At 32.9% G+C, this 20,551-nt stretch carries 19 protein-coding genes and 1 tRNA gene; 14 read left to right on the top strand and 6 right to left on the bottom strand.

Features of this window, described 5'->3' with window-relative positions; translation table 11 throughout:
- The first annotated feature begins 52 nt into the window (after positions 1-52).
- A complete protein-coding gene (locus C8C88_RS05060) occupies positions 53-2,830 on the top strand; it encodes a PD-(D/E)XK nuclease family protein (RefSeq protein WP_121337068.1) in 2,778 nt (925 codons plus the stop codon).
- On the opposite strand, the gene C8C88_RS05055 is transcribed toward C8C88_RS05060, so the two are convergent.
- The 3 genes from C8C88_RS05055 to C8C88_RS05045 all read right to left on the bottom strand — a co-directional run bounded on the left by C8C88_RS05055 (position 2,827) and on the right by C8C88_RS05045 (position 6,563).
- The gene (locus tag C8C88_RS05055) at positions 2,827-3,609 is read right to left on the bottom strand and encodes an alpha/beta fold hydrolase (protein WP_121337067.1); all 783 of its coding nucleotides are present in this window, start codon (positions 3,607-3,609) and stop codon (positions 2,827-2,829) included. The genes C8C88_RS05060 and C8C88_RS05055 overlap by 4 nt on opposite strands.
- Before the next feature lie 149 nt (positions 3,610-3,758).
- The gene (locus C8C88_RS05050; RefSeq protein ID WP_121337066.1) at positions 3,759-5,051 is read right to left on the bottom strand and encodes an aminopeptidase P family protein; all 1,293 of its coding nucleotides are present in this window, start codon (positions 5,049-5,051) and stop codon (positions 3,759-3,761) included.
- A 150-nt stretch (positions 5,052-5,201) separates the two neighbouring features.
- A complete protein-coding gene (locus C8C88_RS05045; protein WP_121337065.1) occupies positions 5,202-6,563 on the bottom strand; it encodes a hydroxymethylglutaryl-CoA synthase family protein in 1,362 nt (453 codons plus the stop codon).
- Between the two features lie 370 nt (positions 6,564-6,933).
- Here C8C88_RS05045 and C8C88_RS05040 point away from each other — a divergent pair, with 370 nt between their 5' ends.
- The 4 genes from C8C88_RS05040 to C8C88_RS05025 all read left to right on the top strand — a co-directional run bounded on the left by C8C88_RS05040 (position 6,934) and on the right by C8C88_RS05025 (position 11,265).
- The gene (locus tag C8C88_RS05040) at positions 6,934-7,599 is read left to right on the top strand and encodes a succinate dehydrogenase cytochrome b subunit (RefSeq protein ID WP_121337064.1); all 666 of its coding nucleotides are present in this window, start codon (positions 6,934-6,936) and stop codon (positions 7,597-7,599) included.
- Positions 7,600-7,611: 12 nt separating this feature from the next.
- On the top strand, positions 7,612-9,621 hold the full coding sequence (locus C8C88_RS05035) for a fumarate reductase/succinate dehydrogenase flavoprotein subunit (protein ID WP_121337063.1): 2,010 nt from the start codon (positions 7,612-7,614) through the stop codon (positions 9,619-9,621).
- 7 nt (positions 9,622-9,628) lie between these two features.
- Positions 9,629-10,390, top strand: coding sequence for a succinate dehydrogenase/fumarate reductase iron-sulfur subunit (locus tag C8C88_RS05030; RefSeq protein ID WP_121337062.1), 762 nt, complete (start codon positions 9,629-9,631; stop codon positions 10,388-10,390).
- A 104-nt stretch (positions 10,391-10,494) separates the two neighbouring features.
- A complete protein-coding gene (locus C8C88_RS05025) occupies positions 10,495-11,265 on the top strand; it encodes an amidohydrolase (RefSeq protein ID WP_121337061.1) in 771 nt (256 codons plus the stop codon).
- 7 nt (positions 11,266-11,272) lie between these two features.
- On the opposite strand, the gene C8C88_RS05020 is transcribed toward C8C88_RS05025, so the two are convergent.
- On the bottom strand, positions 11,273-12,934 hold the full coding sequence (locus C8C88_RS05020; protein WP_121337060.1) for an Ig-like domain-containing protein: 1,662 nt from the start codon (positions 12,932-12,934) through the stop codon (positions 11,273-11,275).
- Between the two features lie 218 nt (positions 12,935-13,152).
- Here C8C88_RS05020 and mce point away from each other — a divergent pair, with 218 nt between their 5' ends.
- The 4 genes from mce to C8C88_RS05000 all read left to right on the top strand — a co-directional run bounded on the left by mce (position 13,153) and on the right by C8C88_RS05000 (position 15,823).
- Positions 13,153-13,557, top strand: a complete 405-nt coding sequence (mce, locus tag C8C88_RS05015) for a methylmalonyl-CoA epimerase (RefSeq protein WP_121337059.1) — start codon at positions 13,153-13,155, stop codon at positions 13,555-13,557.
- Positions 13,558-13,698: 141 nt separating this feature from the next.
- Positions 13,699-13,772: transfer RNA gene (locus tag C8C88_RS05010), tRNA-Ile, on the top strand.
- A 108-nt stretch (positions 13,773-13,880) separates the two neighbouring features.
- Positions 13,881-14,834: a sugar phosphate isomerase/epimerase gene (locus tag C8C88_RS05005; protein ID WP_121337058.1), complete on the top strand. Its 954-nt coding sequence runs from the start codon at positions 13,881-13,883 to the stop codon at positions 14,832-14,834.
- A 104-nt stretch (positions 14,835-14,938) separates the two neighbouring features.
- Positions 14,939-15,823 carry an alpha/beta hydrolase fold domain-containing protein gene (locus tag C8C88_RS05000; RefSeq protein ID WP_121337057.1) on the top strand — a complete coding sequence of 295 codons (885 nt, stop codon included), beginning with the start codon at positions 14,939-14,941 and terminating at the stop codon, positions 15,821-15,823.
- A 185-nt stretch (positions 15,824-16,008) separates the two neighbouring features.
- Here C8C88_RS05000 and C8C88_RS12880 read toward each other — a convergent pair whose 3' ends face one another.
- On the bottom strand, positions 16,009-16,155 hold the full coding sequence (locus tag C8C88_RS12880) for a hypothetical protein (RefSeq protein WP_158588985.1): 147 nt from the start codon (positions 16,153-16,155) through the stop codon (positions 16,009-16,011).
- A 111-nt stretch (positions 16,156-16,266) separates the two neighbouring features.
- A complete protein-coding gene (locus C8C88_RS04995; RefSeq protein WP_121338573.1) occupies positions 16,267-16,854 on the bottom strand; it encodes a riboflavin synthase in 588 nt (195 codons plus the stop codon).
- A gap of 58 nt (positions 16,855-16,912) precedes the next feature.
- Between C8C88_RS04995 and pdxA the strand changes: the two genes are divergently transcribed.
- The 5 genes from pdxA (at position 16,913) to accB (ending at position 20,469) form a co-directional block, all read left to right on the top strand.
- Positions 16,913-17,962: a 4-hydroxythreonine-4-phosphate dehydrogenase PdxA gene (pdxA, locus tag C8C88_RS04990; protein WP_121337056.1), complete on the top strand. Its 1,050-nt coding sequence runs from the start codon at positions 16,913-16,915 to the stop codon at positions 17,960-17,962.
- Positions 17,963-18,046: 84 nt separating this feature from the next.
- On the top strand, positions 18,047-18,589 hold the full coding sequence (locus C8C88_RS04985; protein WP_121337055.1) for a DUF177 domain-containing protein: 543 nt from the start codon (positions 18,047-18,049) through the stop codon (positions 18,587-18,589).
- A gap of 9 nt (positions 18,590-18,598) precedes the next feature.
- Positions 18,599-18,793, top strand: coding sequence for a 50S ribosomal protein L32 (rpmF, locus tag C8C88_RS04980; protein WP_007137315.1), 195 nt, complete (start codon positions 18,599-18,601; stop codon positions 18,791-18,793).
- Between the two features lie 172 nt (positions 18,794-18,965).
- The gene (locus tag C8C88_RS04975; RefSeq protein WP_121337054.1) at positions 18,966-19,964 is read left to right on the top strand and encodes a beta-ketoacyl-ACP synthase III; all 999 of its coding nucleotides are present in this window, start codon (positions 18,966-18,968) and stop codon (positions 19,962-19,964) included.
- Positions 19,965-19,986: 22 nt separating this feature from the next.
- Entirely contained in the window at positions 19,987-20,469 is a 483-nt protein-coding gene (accB, locus tag C8C88_RS04970; protein WP_121337053.1) for an acetyl-CoA carboxylase biotin carboxyl carrier protein, read from the top strand.
- The last annotated feature ends 82 nt before the right edge of the window (positions 20,470-20,551 follow it).

Below are 20,551 nucleotides of genomic sequence, written 5' to 3'. Positions count from 1 at the left end.
AATATTTTAGAAAACGCCTCGATTTATCGAGGCGTTTTTTTATTTTTATAAAATGACAAACACTTCTTTTTTAGATAAAATAGCCTCAGTTCTAATTGAAAACTATTCCGAAAATCTTTCGGATACAATTGTAGTTTTACCAAACAAACGAGCAAAAATATTTTTGATTGAAGCGCTAAAAAATCAAGTGACAACAAATATACTTTCTCCTGAAATTATAAGTATAGAGGATTTTATCCAAAATATAGCAGGGATTCGTACGATTGATCCAATAGAGTTGTTGTTTGAGTTTTATGAAGTCTATTTGTCGGTTACTGATAAAGCAAATCAACAATCATTTGAATTGTTTGCTAATTGGGCCAAAACACTTTTGCAGGATTTCAATGAAATTGACAGGTATTTATTAGAGCCCTCTCATGTTCTTTCCTACTTGAAAGACATAGAAGATATCAAAAAATGGGGAATCGAAGTCGAAAATAAAACGGTATTATTAGAGAAGTATGTTGATTTTTGGAAATTACTTCCTAATTATTATCAATCCCTTTATACTCATTTACTGAATAAAGGAATTGGATACCAAGGGTTAATTTATCGTGAAGCGGTAAATAATTTAAACCATTTTTCGAATTCAATACAAAATAAACAATTTCTTTTTGCGGGATTTAATGCACTAAATGCTGCTGAAGAAAAAATAATTCAGCACCTCATTGCTTCAGACCAAGCAAAAATATATTGGGATGTAGACCAAACTTTTCTAAATGATCCATATCATGATGCGGGGTTGTTTGTACGCCGTTTTAAAGAGAGTTGGAAACATTATAAATCACATCCTTTTGAATGGATTGTGAATGATTTTTCTCAAACTAAAAACATTCAAGTTATTGGGACTCCAAAAACTATTGGTCAAGCCAAAATTGCCGGGAGTATTATTGAAAATGTTATCCATGAATCCCGAAGTCTCGGGATAGAAGGCAAGCTTGATAAGGTAGCGGTTGTTCTTGGTGAAGAAAATCTTTTGGTTCCACTTTTATATTCGTTGCCATCAACTGTTGGTGCTTTGAATATTACTATGGGTTATTCGAGTAAAAATAATCCAGCTCAGATTTTGATAGCTAAATTATTCAAAATGCACACTAATGCATTGTCTAGAAATAACAAAAGTTACGTTTTGTATTATAAAGATGTTTTGGATATTTTGACGCACCCTTTAGTCGAGCCGTATGCAAAAACTAGCGCACTTGTAAATACCATCAATCAAAATAATTACACCTTTATTGCGCATTATAAATTGATGGAATTGAATGCAAATCCATCAGACTTATTTTTGTTGTTATTTCAAAAATGGGAAAAAGGTTCAATACCAGTATTGGAGACTATTTCTAGATTATTACAAACCATAAAGAATAATTTAAGCAATGATAACGAAGAAGAGAAAATAACCAAGTCTTTTGTTTTTGCTATTTTTAAAGTGATTAATAAGCTGATTAATTACTATTCAAAACACGAACATATCGATAAAATCGAAACGCTGTATGCTATTTATAAACAAGTCATTGATTTGGCAGAAGTTTCTTTTGAAGGGGAACCTTTGAATGGTTTGCAGATTATGGGAGTATTAGAAAGTCGCGTATTGGATTTTGATACTGTTATTGTTACTTCAATGAATGAAGGAAAATTTCCGGCAGGTAAATCACAAAATTCTTTTATTCCATATGATGTGAAACGTGAATTAGGTTTGCCAACATTCAAAGAAAAAGACGCCATTTATACCTATCATTTCTACCATTTATTACAACGAGCTAAAAATATTTACTTGCTTTATAATACCGAGGGCGATGGTCTTGATGCTGGTGAAAAGAGCAGATTCATAACTCAATTAGAGGTCGAAAAGCAAAAAAATCATACGTTGACACACGAAATTTACAATGCGGTTTTGCCTGAAACGGCTTATCAGCCAATGGTAATTCCTAAGTCAGAAAGTGTGATGGTAAGATTGAAAGAAATTGCCGAAAAAGGATTTTCTCCATCTGCCTTGACGAGTTATATTCGGAATCCGATTCAGTTTTATTTCCAGAAGATTTTACGCATTAGTGAAGTCGAAGAAGTAGAGGAAAACATTGCTTTGAATACATTAGGAACGATTATTCATGAAACATTGAAAGCTTTATACGAACCTTTTATTGGTAAATTTATTTCGGAAAATGATATTTTAAATTGTTTCAAACAAATTGACGCTGAGGTTTTGAAGCAGTTCAAATTGGTTTACAAAGAAGGCGAAATCAAAAAAGGAAGAAATCTTTTGGCTTTTGAAGTGGCAAAACGAAATGTTTTAAATTTCTTGAATGTAGAATTAGAAAGTATTAAAAATGATGAGGCAATAAAAATAATTGCTTTGGAACAAACTTTCGAACGCACTTTAAATCATCCTAATTTGCCTTTTCCAGTATTGATAAAAGGAAACGTAGATAGAATTGAAGAGCGTAACGGAATTATTAGAATTATCGATTACAAAACGGGTAAAGTTGAAAAGGCAAGTGTCACTTTGAAATCTTGGAAAGGATTAACGGAAGATATTAAAAGCGACAAAATCATTCAGGTTCTGGCTTATGCGTTTATGTATGAGCATGAAGCTAAAGGAAAGTCAATTGAAGCGGGAATTATTTCTTTCAAGAATTTAAAAGCAGGTTTTCTTCCGTTTAATTTTAAAGAAGACAAAGAGGTCAATTCAATTATAAATGAAGAAATTTTGAATAATTATTTAGAACAAATGGTTCTTTTATTGAGCGAAATTTTAGATGAAAGCATTCCTTTTGAAGAGAAAATGATTTAAATACTTTTGAAAAAAGCCAACAATACGATCAATAATTGGTCTTGATTCTCAATATGACTCATGTGTCCGTCTGGGAAAGTGACTAGTTTTACGGCTGTGTTCTCTATTTGTTCTTTAGTTTCTTCGTAATTTAATACGGGATCTTTTTCTCCTAAAATTAATAATTTAGGATAAGGTGTAAGGTGTAATAAAACCTCTCGGTCTTTTCTTATTTTCATTCCTTCAAGTGAAGCAACGATTCCTTGAAGCGGTGTTTTTAAAGCTTCTTTTTTTACTTTTTCAATTTCTGAGAAAAGCCTTTCTCGATTAGATTCGCTGAATAAATTGGCAATGGATAGCGAGACAAAATTTATAAAGGATTGTTTTACGGCTTTAATAGCGCGATCTCGATTTGCTTTTCGTTCCTCGCTATCGGCTCTTGCGGTTGAATTTAATAAAACTAATCCTTTTGTGTTTTGAGGGTATAATTCGGCGAAAGCCAAAGCTACATAACCACCCATAGAATGCCCAACAAAAATAGCTTTTCGAATACGCAATTCTGATAAAACAGCGTGAACAACATCAGCATTATCTTCCATGGAATGTACATATCCTAGGCATTCGGATTCCCCATGACCCAATAAGTCGATTGTTATAACGCGGTATTTTGGACTTAAATCAGTGACAAATTTTTGCCACATATTTTTGTTTTCCAAAAATCCATGAAGTAAAACAATGGTGGTTCCTTTTCCAATGTCGGAATAAGATATTTTGGTGTTTTTGTAGAAAATTTGATTCATCGTTTTAAACTTGGAGCAAAAATAGGATTTTTATTTTTTTGAATCATATATGTCATTTAAGTTTTTCTTATGGACTGACATCGTAAATAAAAAAACGGTTCACATTTCTGCAAACCGTCTGTTCCCTTATCTTGATTCTTTTCTGTAATTTAAGAATTCATTAAATTCTCAATTTCGTCAACTTCAATTGGAATATTACGCATTAGGTTAAACGGTTCTCCGCTTTCCTGAACCACAACATTATCTTCTAGTCGAATTCCAAATCCTTCGGCAGGAATATAAATTCCAGGTTCTACGGTGAAAACCATATTAGCCTGCATCGGTTCTGTTAATATTCCATAATCATGAGTGTCTAATCCCATGTGATGAGAGGTTCCATGCATAAAGTATTTTTTGTAAGCTGGCCATTCTGGGTTTTCATTTTGTATGTCGGTTTTGTCCAAAAGTCCTAATCCTAATAATTCCGAAGTCATAATTTTTCCTACTTCAAAATGATATTGTTTCCATAATGTGCCTGGAACCAACATTTTTGTAGCTTCATTTTTTACGCGTAGAACAGCATTGTAAACCGCTTTTTGTCTATCAGAAAATTTCCCTGAAACAGGAATCATTCGAGTCATATCACTAGAATAATTTGCATATTCAGCGGCAACATCAAGTAAAACTAAGTCGCCTGCTTTGCATTGTTGGTTGTTTTCTATATAGTGTAATACGTTTGCATTATTTCCAGAAGCAATAATTGGAGTATAAGCAAAACCTTTGGAACGGTTCCGAATAAACTCGTGAACTAGTTCTGCTTCGATTTCGTATTCGGTAACATTTGGCTTTACAAAAGAAAGTAATCTTCTAAAACCTTTTTCGGTAATATTACAGGCGTTTTGGATTAAATCTAATTCTTCGCTTTCTTTTACAGAACGCAAGCGTTGTAAAATGGGATTACTTTTGGCTACTGAATGTGCCGGATAATTTTCTTTCCACCATTTTACAAATCGAGCTTCACGTGTTTCCGTTTCTATTGTAGCTCTGTAATGTTCATTTGTATTGATATAAATAGTATCTGAATGAGTCATCATTTCAAACAGAATTTTTTTAAAATCTTGTAACCAATAAACTGTTTTGATGCCTGAAACTTCAAAAGCACGTTCTTTGGTTAGTTTTTCCCCTTCCCAAATGGCAATGTGTTCGCTAGTTTCTTTTAGGAATAACATTTCTCTTTGGTGTTCGTATGGTGCATCAGGGAAAAGCAATAAAATGCTTTCTTCTTGATCTACTCCGCTTAAATAAAAAATATCACGGTGTTGTGCAAAAGGCATTGTGCTGTCCGCACTAATAGGATATATGTCATTAGAATTAAAAACCGCAACACTTTTAGGCTTCATTTGAGCCATGAATTTATCACGATTTTTTATAAATAAATTTCGGTCAATTTGATGGTATTTCATAACAATTAGAGTTGTATTTATAAGTACTCAAAAATACTAAGATTAAATTGTTTTTTGTTATGAATAGGGTAAATTTTAAATAAAAAGCACAAAATATAACAAATTGGCTTTGTTTCTATTTTGTGCTTAATTGAGAAGTGTTGCATGAATTTAATCAACCCACTTGTAATATCTAGCTCCAATTAAGTTTGGACTTTCTTTTTCTATTCGGTCTAAAACCCATTCGTTTTTTGGAAGTTGAACACTATTCTTTTGTTCTTTCTTATGAAGTTTTTCATAGGTTTCAAAATCGATTTCATGACTTTTTTCTAAGGTCTCAAATAAATCTACAGTAGCAATTGCGGTTCTCCAATCAGGTTGTATTGTACCTTCAAAAACCTTTGATTTTGAACCGCTTCCGTAAGCTAAAAATCCAAATTTTTCTCCCGAAATTTCAGCTTTTGTATTATAAAAATGAGCTAATGTTGAAAGCAATCCCATAAAAATAGAACCAGTGTATAAGTTTCCAATTAAAGAAGAAGCAATTTCGGCAGGCTGTAGTTTTTGATTAACAAAATTTCTGTAATCATCGGATTTACTTACTTCCTTCAGTTTGTTTTGATAATCAGAAATAGATTCATCACCAGAAATAATTTTCGAACTCGCATCTAGAGCGTAAATCTCTGATAACATGCGTCTGCCTTGGAAAGAATACGGCAAATGCATGATGATGCTTCTCCATGAATTATAAACAGTTTCGGATGTATTTTTAATTTTCTTGAATGAAAAATAGGCTGCTTTGGTTCTATCCATGTAGCATTGATTTGAATATTGTCCGTCAAATACAGGTTGGTCTTTGTGGATTTCTATTTCACTTTCTAAATTTTCAAACCAAGGTAAATTATTTTCATCGCCTGTTAATTCGTTTTTAGAAATCGTACGATAAGGTTTGAAAAAATCAAAAACTCCTTTAGTGCTTGTTGCCCAATTGTTTTCAAAAGCAATGATTCTTGGATTTGTACTAATAAGCATGGCTAACGCTCCAGCACCTTGCGTATATTCTCCTGTAGAATTTAAGTCGTATTTTGCAAAGTCAGTAGTAACGACAATTGCTTTTTTGGTAGGGTTTAAAGTTACAAAATCAATGCAATTTTGTAGGGCATCAACACCTCCTATACAGGCAAATGTGAAGTCAACAACGTCGCATTCCGATAAAAGGTCTTCTCCGAATTTTTGTTCTATTAAGTTAATCAAGTAAGATGCTATAGGTTTGGAGCTGTCAATAGCACTTTCAGTTCCAACATATATTCTTGAGATTTCGTTTAAATTAATATCATTTTCAACGATAAGCTTTGTTAATGCATTGGCCCCAAAAACAACAGTATCTTGGTGTGTGTCTGGCAAAGTCATTTTGATTAAACCTAAACCTTTTTCTAGTTTATCAGGTTCTATATTTCGGGCTTTCGCCAAAGTTTTTATAGGTAAATGTATTTTGGCAACGTCAAAAGCGATTGCGTCAATTCCGATTTTCATGTACTAATTTTTTAACTGGTAAAGTTAAAATTACCAACTCAAATTCCAATTATTTTAGACAGATAAAAAATATGGTTTTTAATGTTTTTACGGATTACAAACAAATAATTAGTTAAAATTACGGATTACATAATTTTGAAGTAAAAACAACTATAAAAACAATTAAATTCACAAATCAAAAAGATAAAATACCTTCACTTTTGTTTAACTAAAATACAGATAATTAATGTGTTATGCGTTGTTTTTTAAGGGTTTGTTTGATGATGTGCTATAACACTTTAAAATGATTATAAATAGCCACGAAAAGGTTGTAGTTTCTTCCTAATTCATTTATTTTTGCATAACTTTTATAAATTTTATTCAAATTCTTATGGCAAAATCTACATTATTAAAGTCATCCATTGCTAAAAAAGTTGCAATGGCTCTTTCTGGACTTTTTTTGATTATGTTTCTATCATTACATTTTTTTATTAACATGGTTTCGGTTTTTAGTGCTGATGCTTTCAACGAAATGTCTCATTTTATGGGGTATAATCCTTTAATCCAATTTGTTATGCAGCCTATTTTAATTGTAGGTGTTGTTTTTCACTTTGTTATGGGATTTGTTTTAGAGTTGAAAAACAGAAGTGCAAGACCAATTGCTTATGCAAAATACAATGGAGCTGCTAATGCATCATGGGCGTCAAGAAATATGATTATTTCAGGCTTAGTGGTTTTAGCATTTTTAGGATTACATTTTTATGATTTCTGGGTTCACGAAATGATTTACAAATATGTAGAGGTAAATGCTATCGAAGAATCAAGATATTATACAGAATTAGTTGCTAAATTTGAAAGCCCTATTCGTACAGGATTGTATAGTGTTGCGTTTTTATTATTATCAGTTCACTTGTGGCATGGATTTACATCCTCTTTACAATCAATTGGTTTCGATAATAAAATCGGAAGGTCGTTGCATAAAATATGTTATGCTTTTGCAATTATAGTTCCTTTTGGATTTATTTTCATTGCACTATTTCATCATTTTAATAATTAACATCAATCTATAATGAAACTAGATTCTAAAATACCAGAAGGTCACATTTCACAAAAATGGACTGATTATAAAGATCACTTAAAGTTAGTTGCTCCAAACAACCGACCAAAAATAGATATTATCGTAGTAGGAACTGGATTGGCTGGTGCTTCGGCAGCAGCATCTTTTGCCGAAATGGGTTATAATGTAAAAGCATTTTGTTACCAAGATTCTCCACGTCGTGCGCACTCAATCGCAGCACAAGGAGGTATTAATGCTGCAAAAAATTATCAAAATGACGGAGATAGTACTTTCCGTTTGTTTTATGATACAATTAAAGGTGGAGATTACAGAGCACGTGAAGCAAACGTTCATCGTTTAGCGGAAGTTTCTGGAAATATCATCGACCAATGTGTGGCCCAAGGAGTTCCTTTTGCCCGTGATTATGGTGGAATGTTGGACAATCGTTCTTTTGGTGGTACACAAGTACAACGTACTTTTTATGCCGCTGGACAAACAGGACAACAATTATTATTAGGAGCTTATTCTTCTTTATCAAGACAAATCGGTTTAGGAAAAATCGATATGTACAACCGTCATGAAATGTTGGAATTGGTAAAAGTAGACGGAAAAGCTCGTGGAATCATTGCTCGTAATTTGATCACAGGTGAATTAGAAAGACATTCAGCACACGCCGTGATTATTGCTACTGGAGGATACGGAAACGTTTATTTTCTTTCTACTAATGCAATGGGATCGAATGTAACTGCTGGTTGGAAAATTCACAAACAAGGAGCTTTGTTCGCAAATCCTTGTTACGTACAGATTCACCCAACTTGTATTCCAGTTCACGGTACCAATCAATCTAAATTGACATTAATGTCTGAGTCGTTAAGAAACTCAGGACGTATTTGGGTTCCAAAGAAAAAAGAAGATGCAGAAGCGATTCGTGCTGGTAAAATGAAACCAACACAAATTGCGGAAGAAGATAGAGATTATTACTTAGAAAGAAAATATCCAGCATTTGGTAACTTAGTTCCTCGCGATGTGGCTTCAAGAGCAGGAAAAGAAGTTTGTGACGAAGGTCGCGGAATTGAGGCTAATGACACTAACGAAGGCGTTTACCTTGATTTCTCTACAGAGATTCAATCCAAAGGAAAACAAACGGCTTTCGCCAAAGGAAATCACAATCCTTCTCAAGAAGAAATTCTTACTTTAGGAAAAAAATGGTTGGAAGAAAAATACGGTAACTTGTTTACGATGTACCAAAAAATAACGGATGAGAATCCTTATGAAACTCCAATGAAAATTTACCCTGCAGTTCACTATACAATGGGTGGAGTTTGGGTTGATTATAACTTACAATCGACTATTCCAGGTTGTTTCGTTGCAGGAGAAGCTAACTTCTCTGACCACGGAGCGAACCGTTTAGGAGCTTCGGCCTTGATGCAAGGTTTGGCCGATGGATATTTTGTATTGCCTTACACCGTTTCTAATTATTTAGCTGATGATATTCGTACTGGAAAAATCTCTACAGATTTGCCAGAATTCGTAGCTGCCGAAAATAATGTAAAAGAGCAAATCAATAAATTCTTGTCTAACAATGGAACTAAAACTGTGGATCATTTCCACAAACGTTTAGGTCATATTATGTGGAATAAAGTAGGAATGGGGCGTAATGAAAAAGGTTTGACAGAAGCCATTGCCGAAATTGCTGCTTTAAAAGAAGAATTCTATAAAGAAGTTTATGTTCCTGGAAGTTCAGACGAATTGAATCCTGAATTAGAAAAAGCACTTCGTGTTGCCGATTTCATCGAATTAGGACAATTAATGGCTATGGATGCTTTGCAACGTAAAGAATCTTGTGGAGGTCACTTCCGTGAAGAATATCAAGATTCAGAAGGAGAAACACTTCGTGATGACGAAAACTTCTCGTTCGTAGGAGCTTGGGAAAACAAAGGATACGATGTTACAAAATCGGAACTTCACAAAGAAGAATTGAAATACGAGTTTATTAAAATCGCAGCTAGAAATTACAAATAATAGGATTATGAGCGCAGCAAAAAATATAAATATAAGCCTTCAAATTTGGCGTCAAAAAAACTCAAAAGAAAAAGGAAAAATGGAAACATACAAATTGAACGATGTCTCTACGGCAAGTTCATTTTTGGAAATGTTAGACCAATTGAATGAACAATTAGTAAACGAAAGAAAAGAACCTATCGCATTTGACCACGACTGTCGTGAAGGGATTTGCGGAATGTGTTCATTGTATATCAACGGACGTGCACATGGACCTGATACTGGAATCACCACTTGTCAATTGCACATGAGAATGTTTAATGATGGAGATACAATCGTTATCGAGCCTTGGCGTTCGGCAGCTTTTCCTGTAATTAAAGATTTAATTGTAGACAGAACATCTTTTGATAGAATTCAACAAGCAGGAGGTTTCGTTTCTGTGAATACTTCTGGAAATACTATCGATGCGAATGCAACTCCAATTAATAAACAAGATGCTGATAAAGCTTTTGAAGCAGCAGCATGTATTGGTTGTGGTGCTTGTGTAGCAACTTGTAAAAATGGTTCAGCTATGTTATTCGTTGGGGCTAAAGTATCTCAATATGCTTTGTTGCCACAAGGTAGAATTGAAGCTACAGACCGTGTTTTGAATATGGTTCGTCAAATGGATGAAGAAGGTTTTGGTAACTGTACCAATACTGGTGCTTGTGAAGTAGAATGCCCAAAAGGAATTTCTTTGGAGAACATTGCTCGTATGAACAGAGAATTTTTATCTGCAAGTTTGAAATAATAGTTTTTTAGGCATTAGCCAAAAGGCAATAGTAAAAACGCATTCATTAATTTGAATGCGTTTTTTGTTTTATTAAATCGCCCGAAAATTTGTAATTTTATAAAATGAAAGTAGCATTAGTTCAATCGTCAATTGTTTGGGAAAACCCAAAATCCAATCGTAATTTTTACGAGAAAAAAATCCATGCCCTTACGGAACAAGTAGATTTAATTGTTCTTCCCGAAATGTTTACTACTGGTTTTACAATGAATCCTTCTGCCGTTGCCGAAACAATGCAAGGGGAAACAATGCAATGGTTGCAATCTTTGGCGAAAGCCAAAAAATGTGCCATAACAGGAAGTTTGATTATTAAAGAAGGCAAAAATTTCTTTAATAGATTGGTTTTTATATTTCCAAATGGCGAGTTGCAGTTTTATGATAAACGACATTTGTTTACGCTTGCTGGAGAAGACAAAGTCTATACTTCTGGTAAAGAAAAATTAATTGTAGATTATTTAGGTTGGAAAATTTGTCCGCTGGTATGTTATGATTTGCGTTTTCCTGTTTTTGCTCGAAATACTGAAAATTATGATTTGCTATTATATGTTGCCAATTGGCCAAAGCCAAGAATTAATGCTTGGGATATTTTAATAAAAGCCAGATCTGTCGAAAACATGTGCTATACAATTGGAGTAAATAGAGTTGGTCTTGACAGTAATAATTTAGAATATATTGGACATTCGCAAGTTGTTGATTATCTTGGTAATTCTATTTTAGAACCTCAGGAATCAGAAGCCGTTTTTATAGTAGAATTAAACAAAGATAAAATGCTTGAAACCAGAAAAAAATTAGGTTTCCTAAACGATTTAGATTCTTTTGAAATAAAGAATTTATAGTCTTGAGTTAGGGTTTCTTTTTCTCCGTTTTCTTTTTTGGTTTTTTCTCTGGAATGTACGGAATGCTTAAGTCAAAAGGTTGTTCCACATCCCAATTTGCTCGAACATCTATTTCTTTTGAAAAATAAATAACTTCTTCGGCATATTTTTTTTCTAAAAAATTTCCAGGATCGTATGTTTTGTTTTTATTTTCGTCGTAAATAGCTCTTAGTGAAAACAAAGCGGGCTCTAATAGACTAAAAGTGATTACAGGATTGCTTTCAGTATATTGAGATGTTATTACTTCTCCTTTTGCATTAGTCAATTCAACTAGTACTGGAAAATGTTTGACATTTTCCAAAGTGACATTAAGATTTCCGTACTCAGTAGTGCTTTTTGTGTCTAGCTTATAGCGTAAAGTATCGTTTGATTTTTCATAAAAATCAGTTAGAGCACCAGGTAATAAGGTGAAATTGTATTTTTCGGAAGGCTCTTTTTTGAAATCAAGATATAATTTTTGATTAAACTCATCGTATTCGGTAGTAAACGGAACATCAACCGAATCTTTAGTTAGTATTTTTATTTTTGATTTGTCAAAATTTACTAATGGAGTTGCAGTTTCTAAAGTAAAGCGATCTCTGAAATTTAATATCGCATTTGGTTTAGCAACAATACTTAAGCTGTCTTTTTTCTGATCTTTAATTTTAAAATTAAACGTTCCAGTGTATTTGTCTTTGTTGACTTCTATACTCAGAGAATCTGCTTTTATAGGTTTGTACCATATCTGTAAGGAATCTTTTTTTGGTAATTGCGTTAGTATTGTAGGGATGATTTCGTCCTTGTTTTTTAAGACAATCTTTGGTCTTTCATTTGCTGAATGTAGATTCCCTTCATAAGGCATAACTAATCTGTTTCCAGAAACCTGATTTGGTTTGAATGCTTTGAAAGGTAATGTTTCTTTGAATAATTCTAGTTCGTAAATGGTGTCGTTTGGGATGGTGATGAATTCTTTGCGAAAGCCTATTTTGTCTTTTTTAGGATTGTATTTGTTATTGTTATTGTAGTCTTTCATGGCAACCAGAAGGTATTTTCCAGCTTTAATGTTTTCTAATCTAAATGTTTTTAAACTGTCTAATGTATTGGTTACATATCTGGGAGTTTCATTATATACTATGGAATCTTTGTAAGTGTCATTCACCTCATACAACATTACGGAAACAAAAGACTCAACTTCCTTGTTGTAAGCATCTTTTATTTTTCCGCCAATGGCCAAAGAGTCTATGTTATTTCCTGTTGAAAATATGTATTTGAATTGGTTTAAAGTATTTCCTTCGTTATTATCAGCGACACTTTGACCAAAGTTAAAACTATAGGTAGTGTTAGGTTTTAAGGTATCATTGATTTTTATCGTAATATATTTACTTGAAGTCAAAGGCGAAATCAGTGGCTCATTTTTCATTGGTGGTGAAATAATGAGTTGTTTCTTCAAATCTTTTAGTTTGATGTATTCATCAAAAGTCAATTTAATTTCGTTTTCTTTAAAGTTTGTGCTGAAATTTTTTGGAAAACTTGCCTTTAAAACTGGGGCAATAGTGTCTTTTAATCCGCCAGTTATGCTGCCTCTTTTAGCGCAACTAACAACAACTAGCAATAATAAAAAATAGATATATTTAAAATTGTTTTTCAACATAACGAATCAAAAATTAGATTCCACAAAATAACAATTATATTTATTGTAATCGAAACTTTTATTGAAATATTATGAGGAGTTTAAGGGTGTTCCTAGAGGTTTGATGAGAGGTGTTTTAATTTTATAATTTCAGAATATTTTGCTTGTTCTTTAGATGTATTTAGTTTGTAATGTTTAATTTTAAACAAAAATATTTGTATTTAACTCGGCTGATTAAAATGAAAAAAATTGAACACATAGGAATAGCGGTTAAGGATTTAGAAACTTCAAATGCATTATTTGAAAAATTATTAGGAGTTGCCGCATATAAATTTGAAGCTGTTGAAAGCGAGGGAGTAACGACGTCTTTTTTTCAAACTGGGCCAAATAAAATTGAACTTTTGGCGGCAACAAATCCAGAAAGTCCAATAGCTAAATTTATTGAAAAAAAAGGAGAAGGAATCCATCATGTCGCTTTTGATGTTGAAGATATTGTTTCGGAAATAGCGCGATTAAAAAATGAAGGATTTGTTGTTTTGAATGAAATTCCTAAAAAAGGCGCAGATAATAAGTTGGTTGCTTTTTTACATCCTAAAACCACAAATGGGGTTCTGATAGAATTATGTCAAGAAATAAAACAATAATTTTAAGGAAAGATTGGAATAGAATCTTAATAATCAGAGCATTTGTTTTTTGAAATGTTAATAATGGCCATTATCAAAAAATCTAATTAAAAAATAGTTGCGGCAAATAAAAAATAGTAGTAATATTGCAAACTCTTAACCGGTCCTATAGCTCAGTTGGTTAGAGCACCTGACTCATAATCAGGTGGTCCCTGGTTCGAGCCCAGGTGGGACCACAATTTTAAGCCTTTCAAGTAATTGAGAGGCTTTTTTTATGCAAAAGAGTAAAGCAATTTTTTTTATTTCAAAATAAATAATAACTTAGAAGCTAAAAATTATTATTTATGAAAAGACGTCAATTTCTTCAAAGTACGGCACTGTTTTCAGTAGCATCTTTAGTAAATGCTAACGGCCTATTTACTAAAACCCCGTTAATTGATAAAGTAGGTTTGGGTTTGTTTTCCGTACCTAAATTATTAGAGAATGATTTTGAAACCGCTTTTACTCTTTTAGCTAAAATGGGATATGAAGAAGTAGAATGTTTTGGACCATATGAATTTAGTACTGATAAAGCAAAAGCTTCCTGGAATGCGGTTACTCCTCAATTAGGATTCAAAGGAAGTGGTTTCTTTAATAAGTCTGCTAATGATTTTTTAAAAGCTGCAAAATCAAACGGAATAACTATTCCTTCGATGCATACTGATTTAGACACATTGTTAACTAATATGGGGCCATTAGCTGAAACGGCTAACTTAATTGGGGCGAAATATGTAGTGCTTCCATCTATTCCTTATGAAGAAAGAAAAACCTTGGATGATTATAAAAAAGTTGCAGATAAATTCAATATAATTGGTGATGCAGCTAAGAAAGAAGGAATTCGTTTTGCATATCATAATCACGGATATGGTTTAAATAAGGTAAATGGAGTTATGCCTTTAGATATTATTTTTGACCAAACGGATCCTAGTTTGGTTTATTTTGAAATGGATGTGTATTGGACTATGGCTGGTGGTGCTGATCCAGTTCAATTATTCGAAAAACACAAAGGAAGGTATAAAATGATACACGCAAAGGATATGAAAGAGTCTAAAAGATTTGCAGGTGACGGAGGTGATCCGTCACAATGGATTAGTCTTTTCCCATATATGACTTCTTGCGGAGAAGGGGTGTTTGATTTACCTAAAATACTTACTGCGGCAAAACAAAACGGGGTTGATCATTTCTTTGTGGAACAAGATATGGTGCAGTCTCCTGAAATTGCGTTGAAAAAAAGTGCTGATTATTTGAAGTCGTTATAATAGAAATTTAAAGCATAGCATCAGAAAGGTTTCAAAGCATTTAGTTTTGAAACTTTTTTGTGTCCAAAGAGTTTCATTTTTTAAAAACAAAAAATATTTTCTTCATGAAAAAAACCATTTTTCAATTATCAATTTTCATCTGTCTGACCCTGAATTTTGTTGATGCACAAGAAGTCAAAACGATGACGTATTTTCAAAATGATACAATTGCATTAGATTTGGATTTGTACTTGCCTCAAAAAAAGGCAGATAAAAAAACACCGCTTGTCATTTTTGCTTTTGGAGGTGGGTTTTCGGGAGGGAATAGAACAACTGAAAGAGATTTTGCCATCTACCTTGCTCAGAATGGATTCGCTGTCGCTAATATTTCCTATTCATTATATATGAAAGATAAAGATTTTGGATGCGGAGGAACTTTAACAGAGAAAATTAAAGCCATACAAATTGGGGTTAGTGATATGTGGCAAGCGACTTCATATTTAATTAAGAATGCGGACAAATATAACCTTGACAGCTCTAAAATTTTTATATCTGGAATTAGTGCTGGAGCCGAAATAGGGTTTCACGCTTCATTTTGGGACTATAAGCTTATGAATTTATATCAAAACAACTTGCCTGAAAGCTTTAAGTATGCTGGTTTTATTGGAGGTTCAGGGGCTATTATGGATGTTAATTTGATTACTTCAGAGAATGCGATTCCAATGTTGCTTGGGCACGGAAATCAAGATAAATTAGTTCCATATTCAGTTGGACCACATCGATCTTGCTCAACAAATGCATCTGGTTGGTTAATTCTTTTTGGGTCAAATGCTGTTTATAATCATTTGATTTCCTTGCATAAAGAGGTTAAGCTGATTACTTTTGATGGTGGAGGACATGAGTTTTCAGGATATCTTTTTCAGAAGGAACCACATTATGTATTAGAATTTTTGAATGATATTTTAGCTGGAAAAAAAGAAGAGTCACATATAATTATTCCTTCAAAATAAAATAGTGCCTTTTGTTAGTTAGGTTTGTTATATAAAACGTATTTTTGTAGTAATTTTATTGTTTTTGTAAAAAATAATATTTATTTATGCATTTGTTTTACAGCTAGTTGTTGTGATTAAATGATTAGTAGGTTATTTTTAAGAAGCAATTGAGTTATTAGTTTCAAAAATATGAGGTCTTTTTATTATAAAAATTTTATTTTTTTTGTCTTACTTATAGGTCCTTTACTTGTGTGGGCAGGAAATCCTCCTTCTCCTTCGAGTAGTCCTACAGGCAGGAAAGCGGCTCCACCGCCACCGCCACCTTTGCCAATAGACGAAAATCTAATCATACTATTTGTATTGGCAATAATAATGGGGTGCTATTTCATTTATAGTTATAAGCAAAAAACAAAAGCTGCAATTTAAATTGCAGCTTTTGTTTTTTTAATAAATTAAGAATATCATTTGTTGCTATATAATCGGGAAACATATTTGCCAATTACGTCAAACTCTAAATTTATTTTTGTTCCAACTTTAAAGTCGTGAAAATTTGTATGCTCAAAGGTATAGGGAATTATAGCGACACCAAATTCATTTTTCTTTGAATCCACTATGGTGAGGCTTACTCCATTTACAGTAATTGAACCTTTTTCTATAGTGATGTTGTTAAGTGAGTCGTCATATTGAAAAGTATAAGACCAACTTCCATTTGTTTCATGGGTTGCAATGCAAGTCCCAGTTTGATCCACATGTCCTTGTACAATATGTCCGTCAAGACGGTCGCCTAATTTCATGGCTCTTTCAAGATTTACGCTGTCGCCCTTTTCCCAATGTGAAATTGTTGTCTTTTTTATCGTTTCGCCTATTGCAGTAACGGTGTAAAGAGAGTCTTTTATGTCAACTACAGTCAGGCAGATTCCATTATGAGCTACGCTTTGATCAATTTTGAGTTCGCTAGTAATAGCGGAATCTATAGTAATATGAATGTTGTCTTTGTCTTTTTTTATTTCTTGGATGGTGCCAAGTGTTTCTATTATTCCTGTAAACATTTCTTGTTTTATTTTACTAAATTTGCACATCAAAATTAGTAATAAATAACGTGAGGTCATTATGAAAAAAGCAGAAAATATAATAGTTGGAATTTCGATAGGAGATTTAAACGGTATTGGAAGCGAAGTTGTTCTAAAAACATTTGAGGATTCTCGCATGTTAGAGTTATGCACTCCGGTTATTTTTGCTAATGTAAAGATTATGTCTTTTGTCAAAAAGACTTTTGAATCCACTGTTGCATTGCATGGCATAGACAGATTGGACCAAGTTGTACTGGGAAAAATCAATGTTTTGAATGTTTGGAAAGAAGGGGTTGATTTGAATTTGGGTGCCAATGATGATAAAGTAGGCGAATATGCTATTAAATCTTTTGTTGCCGCAACCAAAGCCCTTAAAGAAGGGTTGATAGATGTATTAGTTACAGCACCAATAAATAAATATAACATTCAATCCGAATCGTTTAAATTTCCAGGGCATACGGATTACTTAGAGCAAGAGTTAGAAGGGAATGCGCTTATGTTGATGGTGCAAGACAATTTGCGAGTAGGATTGCTAACAGATCATATTCCGTTAAGCGAAGTGGCATCACATCTTACCGAAGAATTGATTATCAAAAAAATAGAGACTGTAAAACAATCTTTGATTCAAGATTTTAGTATAAATAAACCTAGAATAGCAGTTTTAGGATTGAATCCACATTGTGGAGATGGCGGTGTAATTGGAGGAGAAGAAGATGCTGTTTTGAAACCCACTTTGAAAAAAATATTTGAAAAAGGAACTTTGGTATTTGGACCATTCGCAGCCGATGGGTTTTTTGGAAGCAATCAATATGATAAATATGATGCTATTATAGCTACATATCACGATCAAGGACTGATTCCATTTAAGACTTTGTCCTTTGGGAAAGGAGTGAATTATACGGCAGGTTTAAATAAAATTAGAACTTCTCCAGATCATGGAACGGCTTACGATATAGCAGGAAAAGGAATTGCAGATTATAATTCGTTTAAAGAAGCTGTTTATCTGGCAATTGACATTTATAATTCTAGAAGTCAATATGCGGAAATCAGCCTTAAACCCTTGAAAACAAAAGAAAAACAGTTATAAACAAAAAAAGGTGAATAACATTATTAGATTTATAATAATTTTATATCTTTGCACTCCCGAAGTTTCGGGCAAATTGTTGTTGAAATGAATAAGACAAAAGAATATTTAATTCCTTTTATAGGATTAAAGCTAGGAAAACATCATTTTGAATATCAAATAAATAACAAGTTCTTTGAAATCTTTGATTATAACGAATTTCAAAATTCGGATATCAAAGTAAATTTAGTTTTAGAGAAAAAAAGCACCATGTTGGAGCTGGCATTCAAGCACAAAGGAACAGTAAATGTGCCTTGTGATCTTACAAGTGAAGATTTTGATTTGCCTATAAAAGGTAAAATGAATCTAATTGTTAGATTTGGAGAAGCTTTTAATAATGACAATGAAGAATTGCTCATTTTGCCACATGGAGAATTTGAAATAGATATTGCACAATATATTTATGAAATGATTGTGCTTTCTGTGCCTCTAAGACGAGTTCATCCAGGAGTTAAGGACGGAAGTTTGAAAACGGAAGCACTTACAAAACTGAAAGAACTAGCAGTCAAAGAAAAAAAAGAAGAGAAGAAAGAAGAAGAAAATATTGACCCGCGTTGGGACAAATTAAAGCAACTATTAACGGATAAATAATATAGTAAAATGGCACATCCTAAGAGAAAAATCTCGAAAACAAGAAGAGATAAAAGAAGAACACATTATAAAGCTACTGTAGCGCAAATCGCTACTTGTCCAATTACTGGAGAAGCACATTTATACCACAGAGCTTACTGGCACGAAGGAAAAATGTACTACAGAGGGCAAGTTGTTATAGATAAATCTGTAGCTGTTGCTTAATACATTTTAGTAAATAATATGAGAACTCTCACTATGTGAGAGTTTTTTTTGTTGTTTATAATTTTCGTTAAATAAGAAGTTCTAAAACAACAGGTTTAGATTTTTTTTTGTAATTTTCAAGTCTTTTAAAAATTTTTCAAATGCTCGCATTTGATAGAAATAATCGAATATAATGAGTACAATTACAGCCGCAATTACCGCTGTTGGAGCGTATGTTCCAGACTTTGTTCTTTCAAACAAAGTTCTTGAAACTATGGTAGACACCAATGACGAATGGATTATCACTCGTACAGGAATTAAAGAAAGAAGAATTCTTAAAGATGATAGCAAAGGAACTTCATACCTTGCTATAAAAGCCGCTCAAGATTTAATTGCTAAAGCAAATATTGATCCCTTAGAGATAGATTTGTTAATAATGGCAACCGCTACAGCAGATATGCCAGTAGCATCAACGGGAGTTTACGTAGCTACCGAAATAGGCGCAACAAATGCTTTTGCATACGATTTGCAAGCAGCATGTTCTAGTTTTTTATACGGAATGTCAACTGCTGCTGCATACATACAATCAGGTAGATATAAAAAAGTATTACTTATTGGAGCGGACAAAATGTCTTCTATAGTAGACTATACAGATAGATCAACTTGTATTATCTTTGGTGATGGAGCTGGAGCTGCGTTGTTTGAGCCTAACTATGAAGGACTAGGACTAATTGACGAATATTTAAGAAGTGACGGTATTGGTCGTGATTTTTTAAAAATTCCTGCAGGTGGTTCTTTAGTTCCTACATCTTTAGAAACAGTAAAAGAAAACAGACATAATATCATTCAAGACGGGAAAACTGTTTTTAAATATGCAGTGACTAATATGGCTGATGCAAGTGAGCAGATTTTAAAAAGAAATAGTCTAACTAATGAAGATGTAGATTGGTTAGTTCCTCATCAAGCAAATAAAAGAATCATTGATGCAACAGCAAATAGAATGAATCTAGAGGAGTCAAAAGTATTAATGAATATTGAGCGTTACGGAAATACAACTTCTGCAACATTACCATTAGTTCTTAATGATTTTGAACATTTGTTTAAAAAAGGAGATACTATTATATTAGCCGCTTTTGGAGGTGGATTCACATGGGGATCTATTTACTTGAAATGGGCCTACGATAAAAAATAAATTAAACTAAAAACAAATAATTATGGATTTAAAAGAAATTCAAAACCTAATCAAATTTGTAGCAAACTCAGGTGTTGCTGAAGTTAAATTGGAGATGGATGATGTTAAAATCACCATTAGAACAACGTTAGAAGGCAATGTTACAGAGACCACGTATGTACAACAAATGCCAGCTCAACCAGTTCTTCAGCAAGCTGTAGCTCCTCAACAAATTGCTCCTGCAGCAACTAGTTCTGAAACACCAGCAGCCTCCGAAGAATCAAAATATATCACAATAAAATCTCCAATTATTGGAACTTTCTATAGAAAACCTTCTCCGGACAAATCTGTTTTTGTTGAGGTAGGAAGTACTATCGCTAAAGGTGATGTTCTTTGTGTAATTGAAGCAATGAAATTATTCAACGAAATTGAATCTGAAGTTTCAGGTAAAATTGTCAAAATATTAGTAGACGATATGTCTCCAGTAGAATTTGACCAACCTTTATTCTTAGTAGATCCATCATAAGAAATTTTGAATGATGAATTTTGAATGATGCATTTTATTGTCATTCAACTAATTTAAAATTTATTTATAATTTAAAATTTCA

The sequence above is a fragment of the Flavobacterium sp. 123 genome, from assembly GCF_003634825.1.
In the GTDB taxonomy this organism is placed as follows: domain Bacteria; phylum Bacteroidota; class Bacteroidia; order Flavobacteriales; family Flavobacteriaceae; genus Flavobacterium.
The sequence above is the reverse complement of the archived record's forward strand: the minus strand, read 5'-3'. Positions and strand labels throughout refer to the sequence as shown.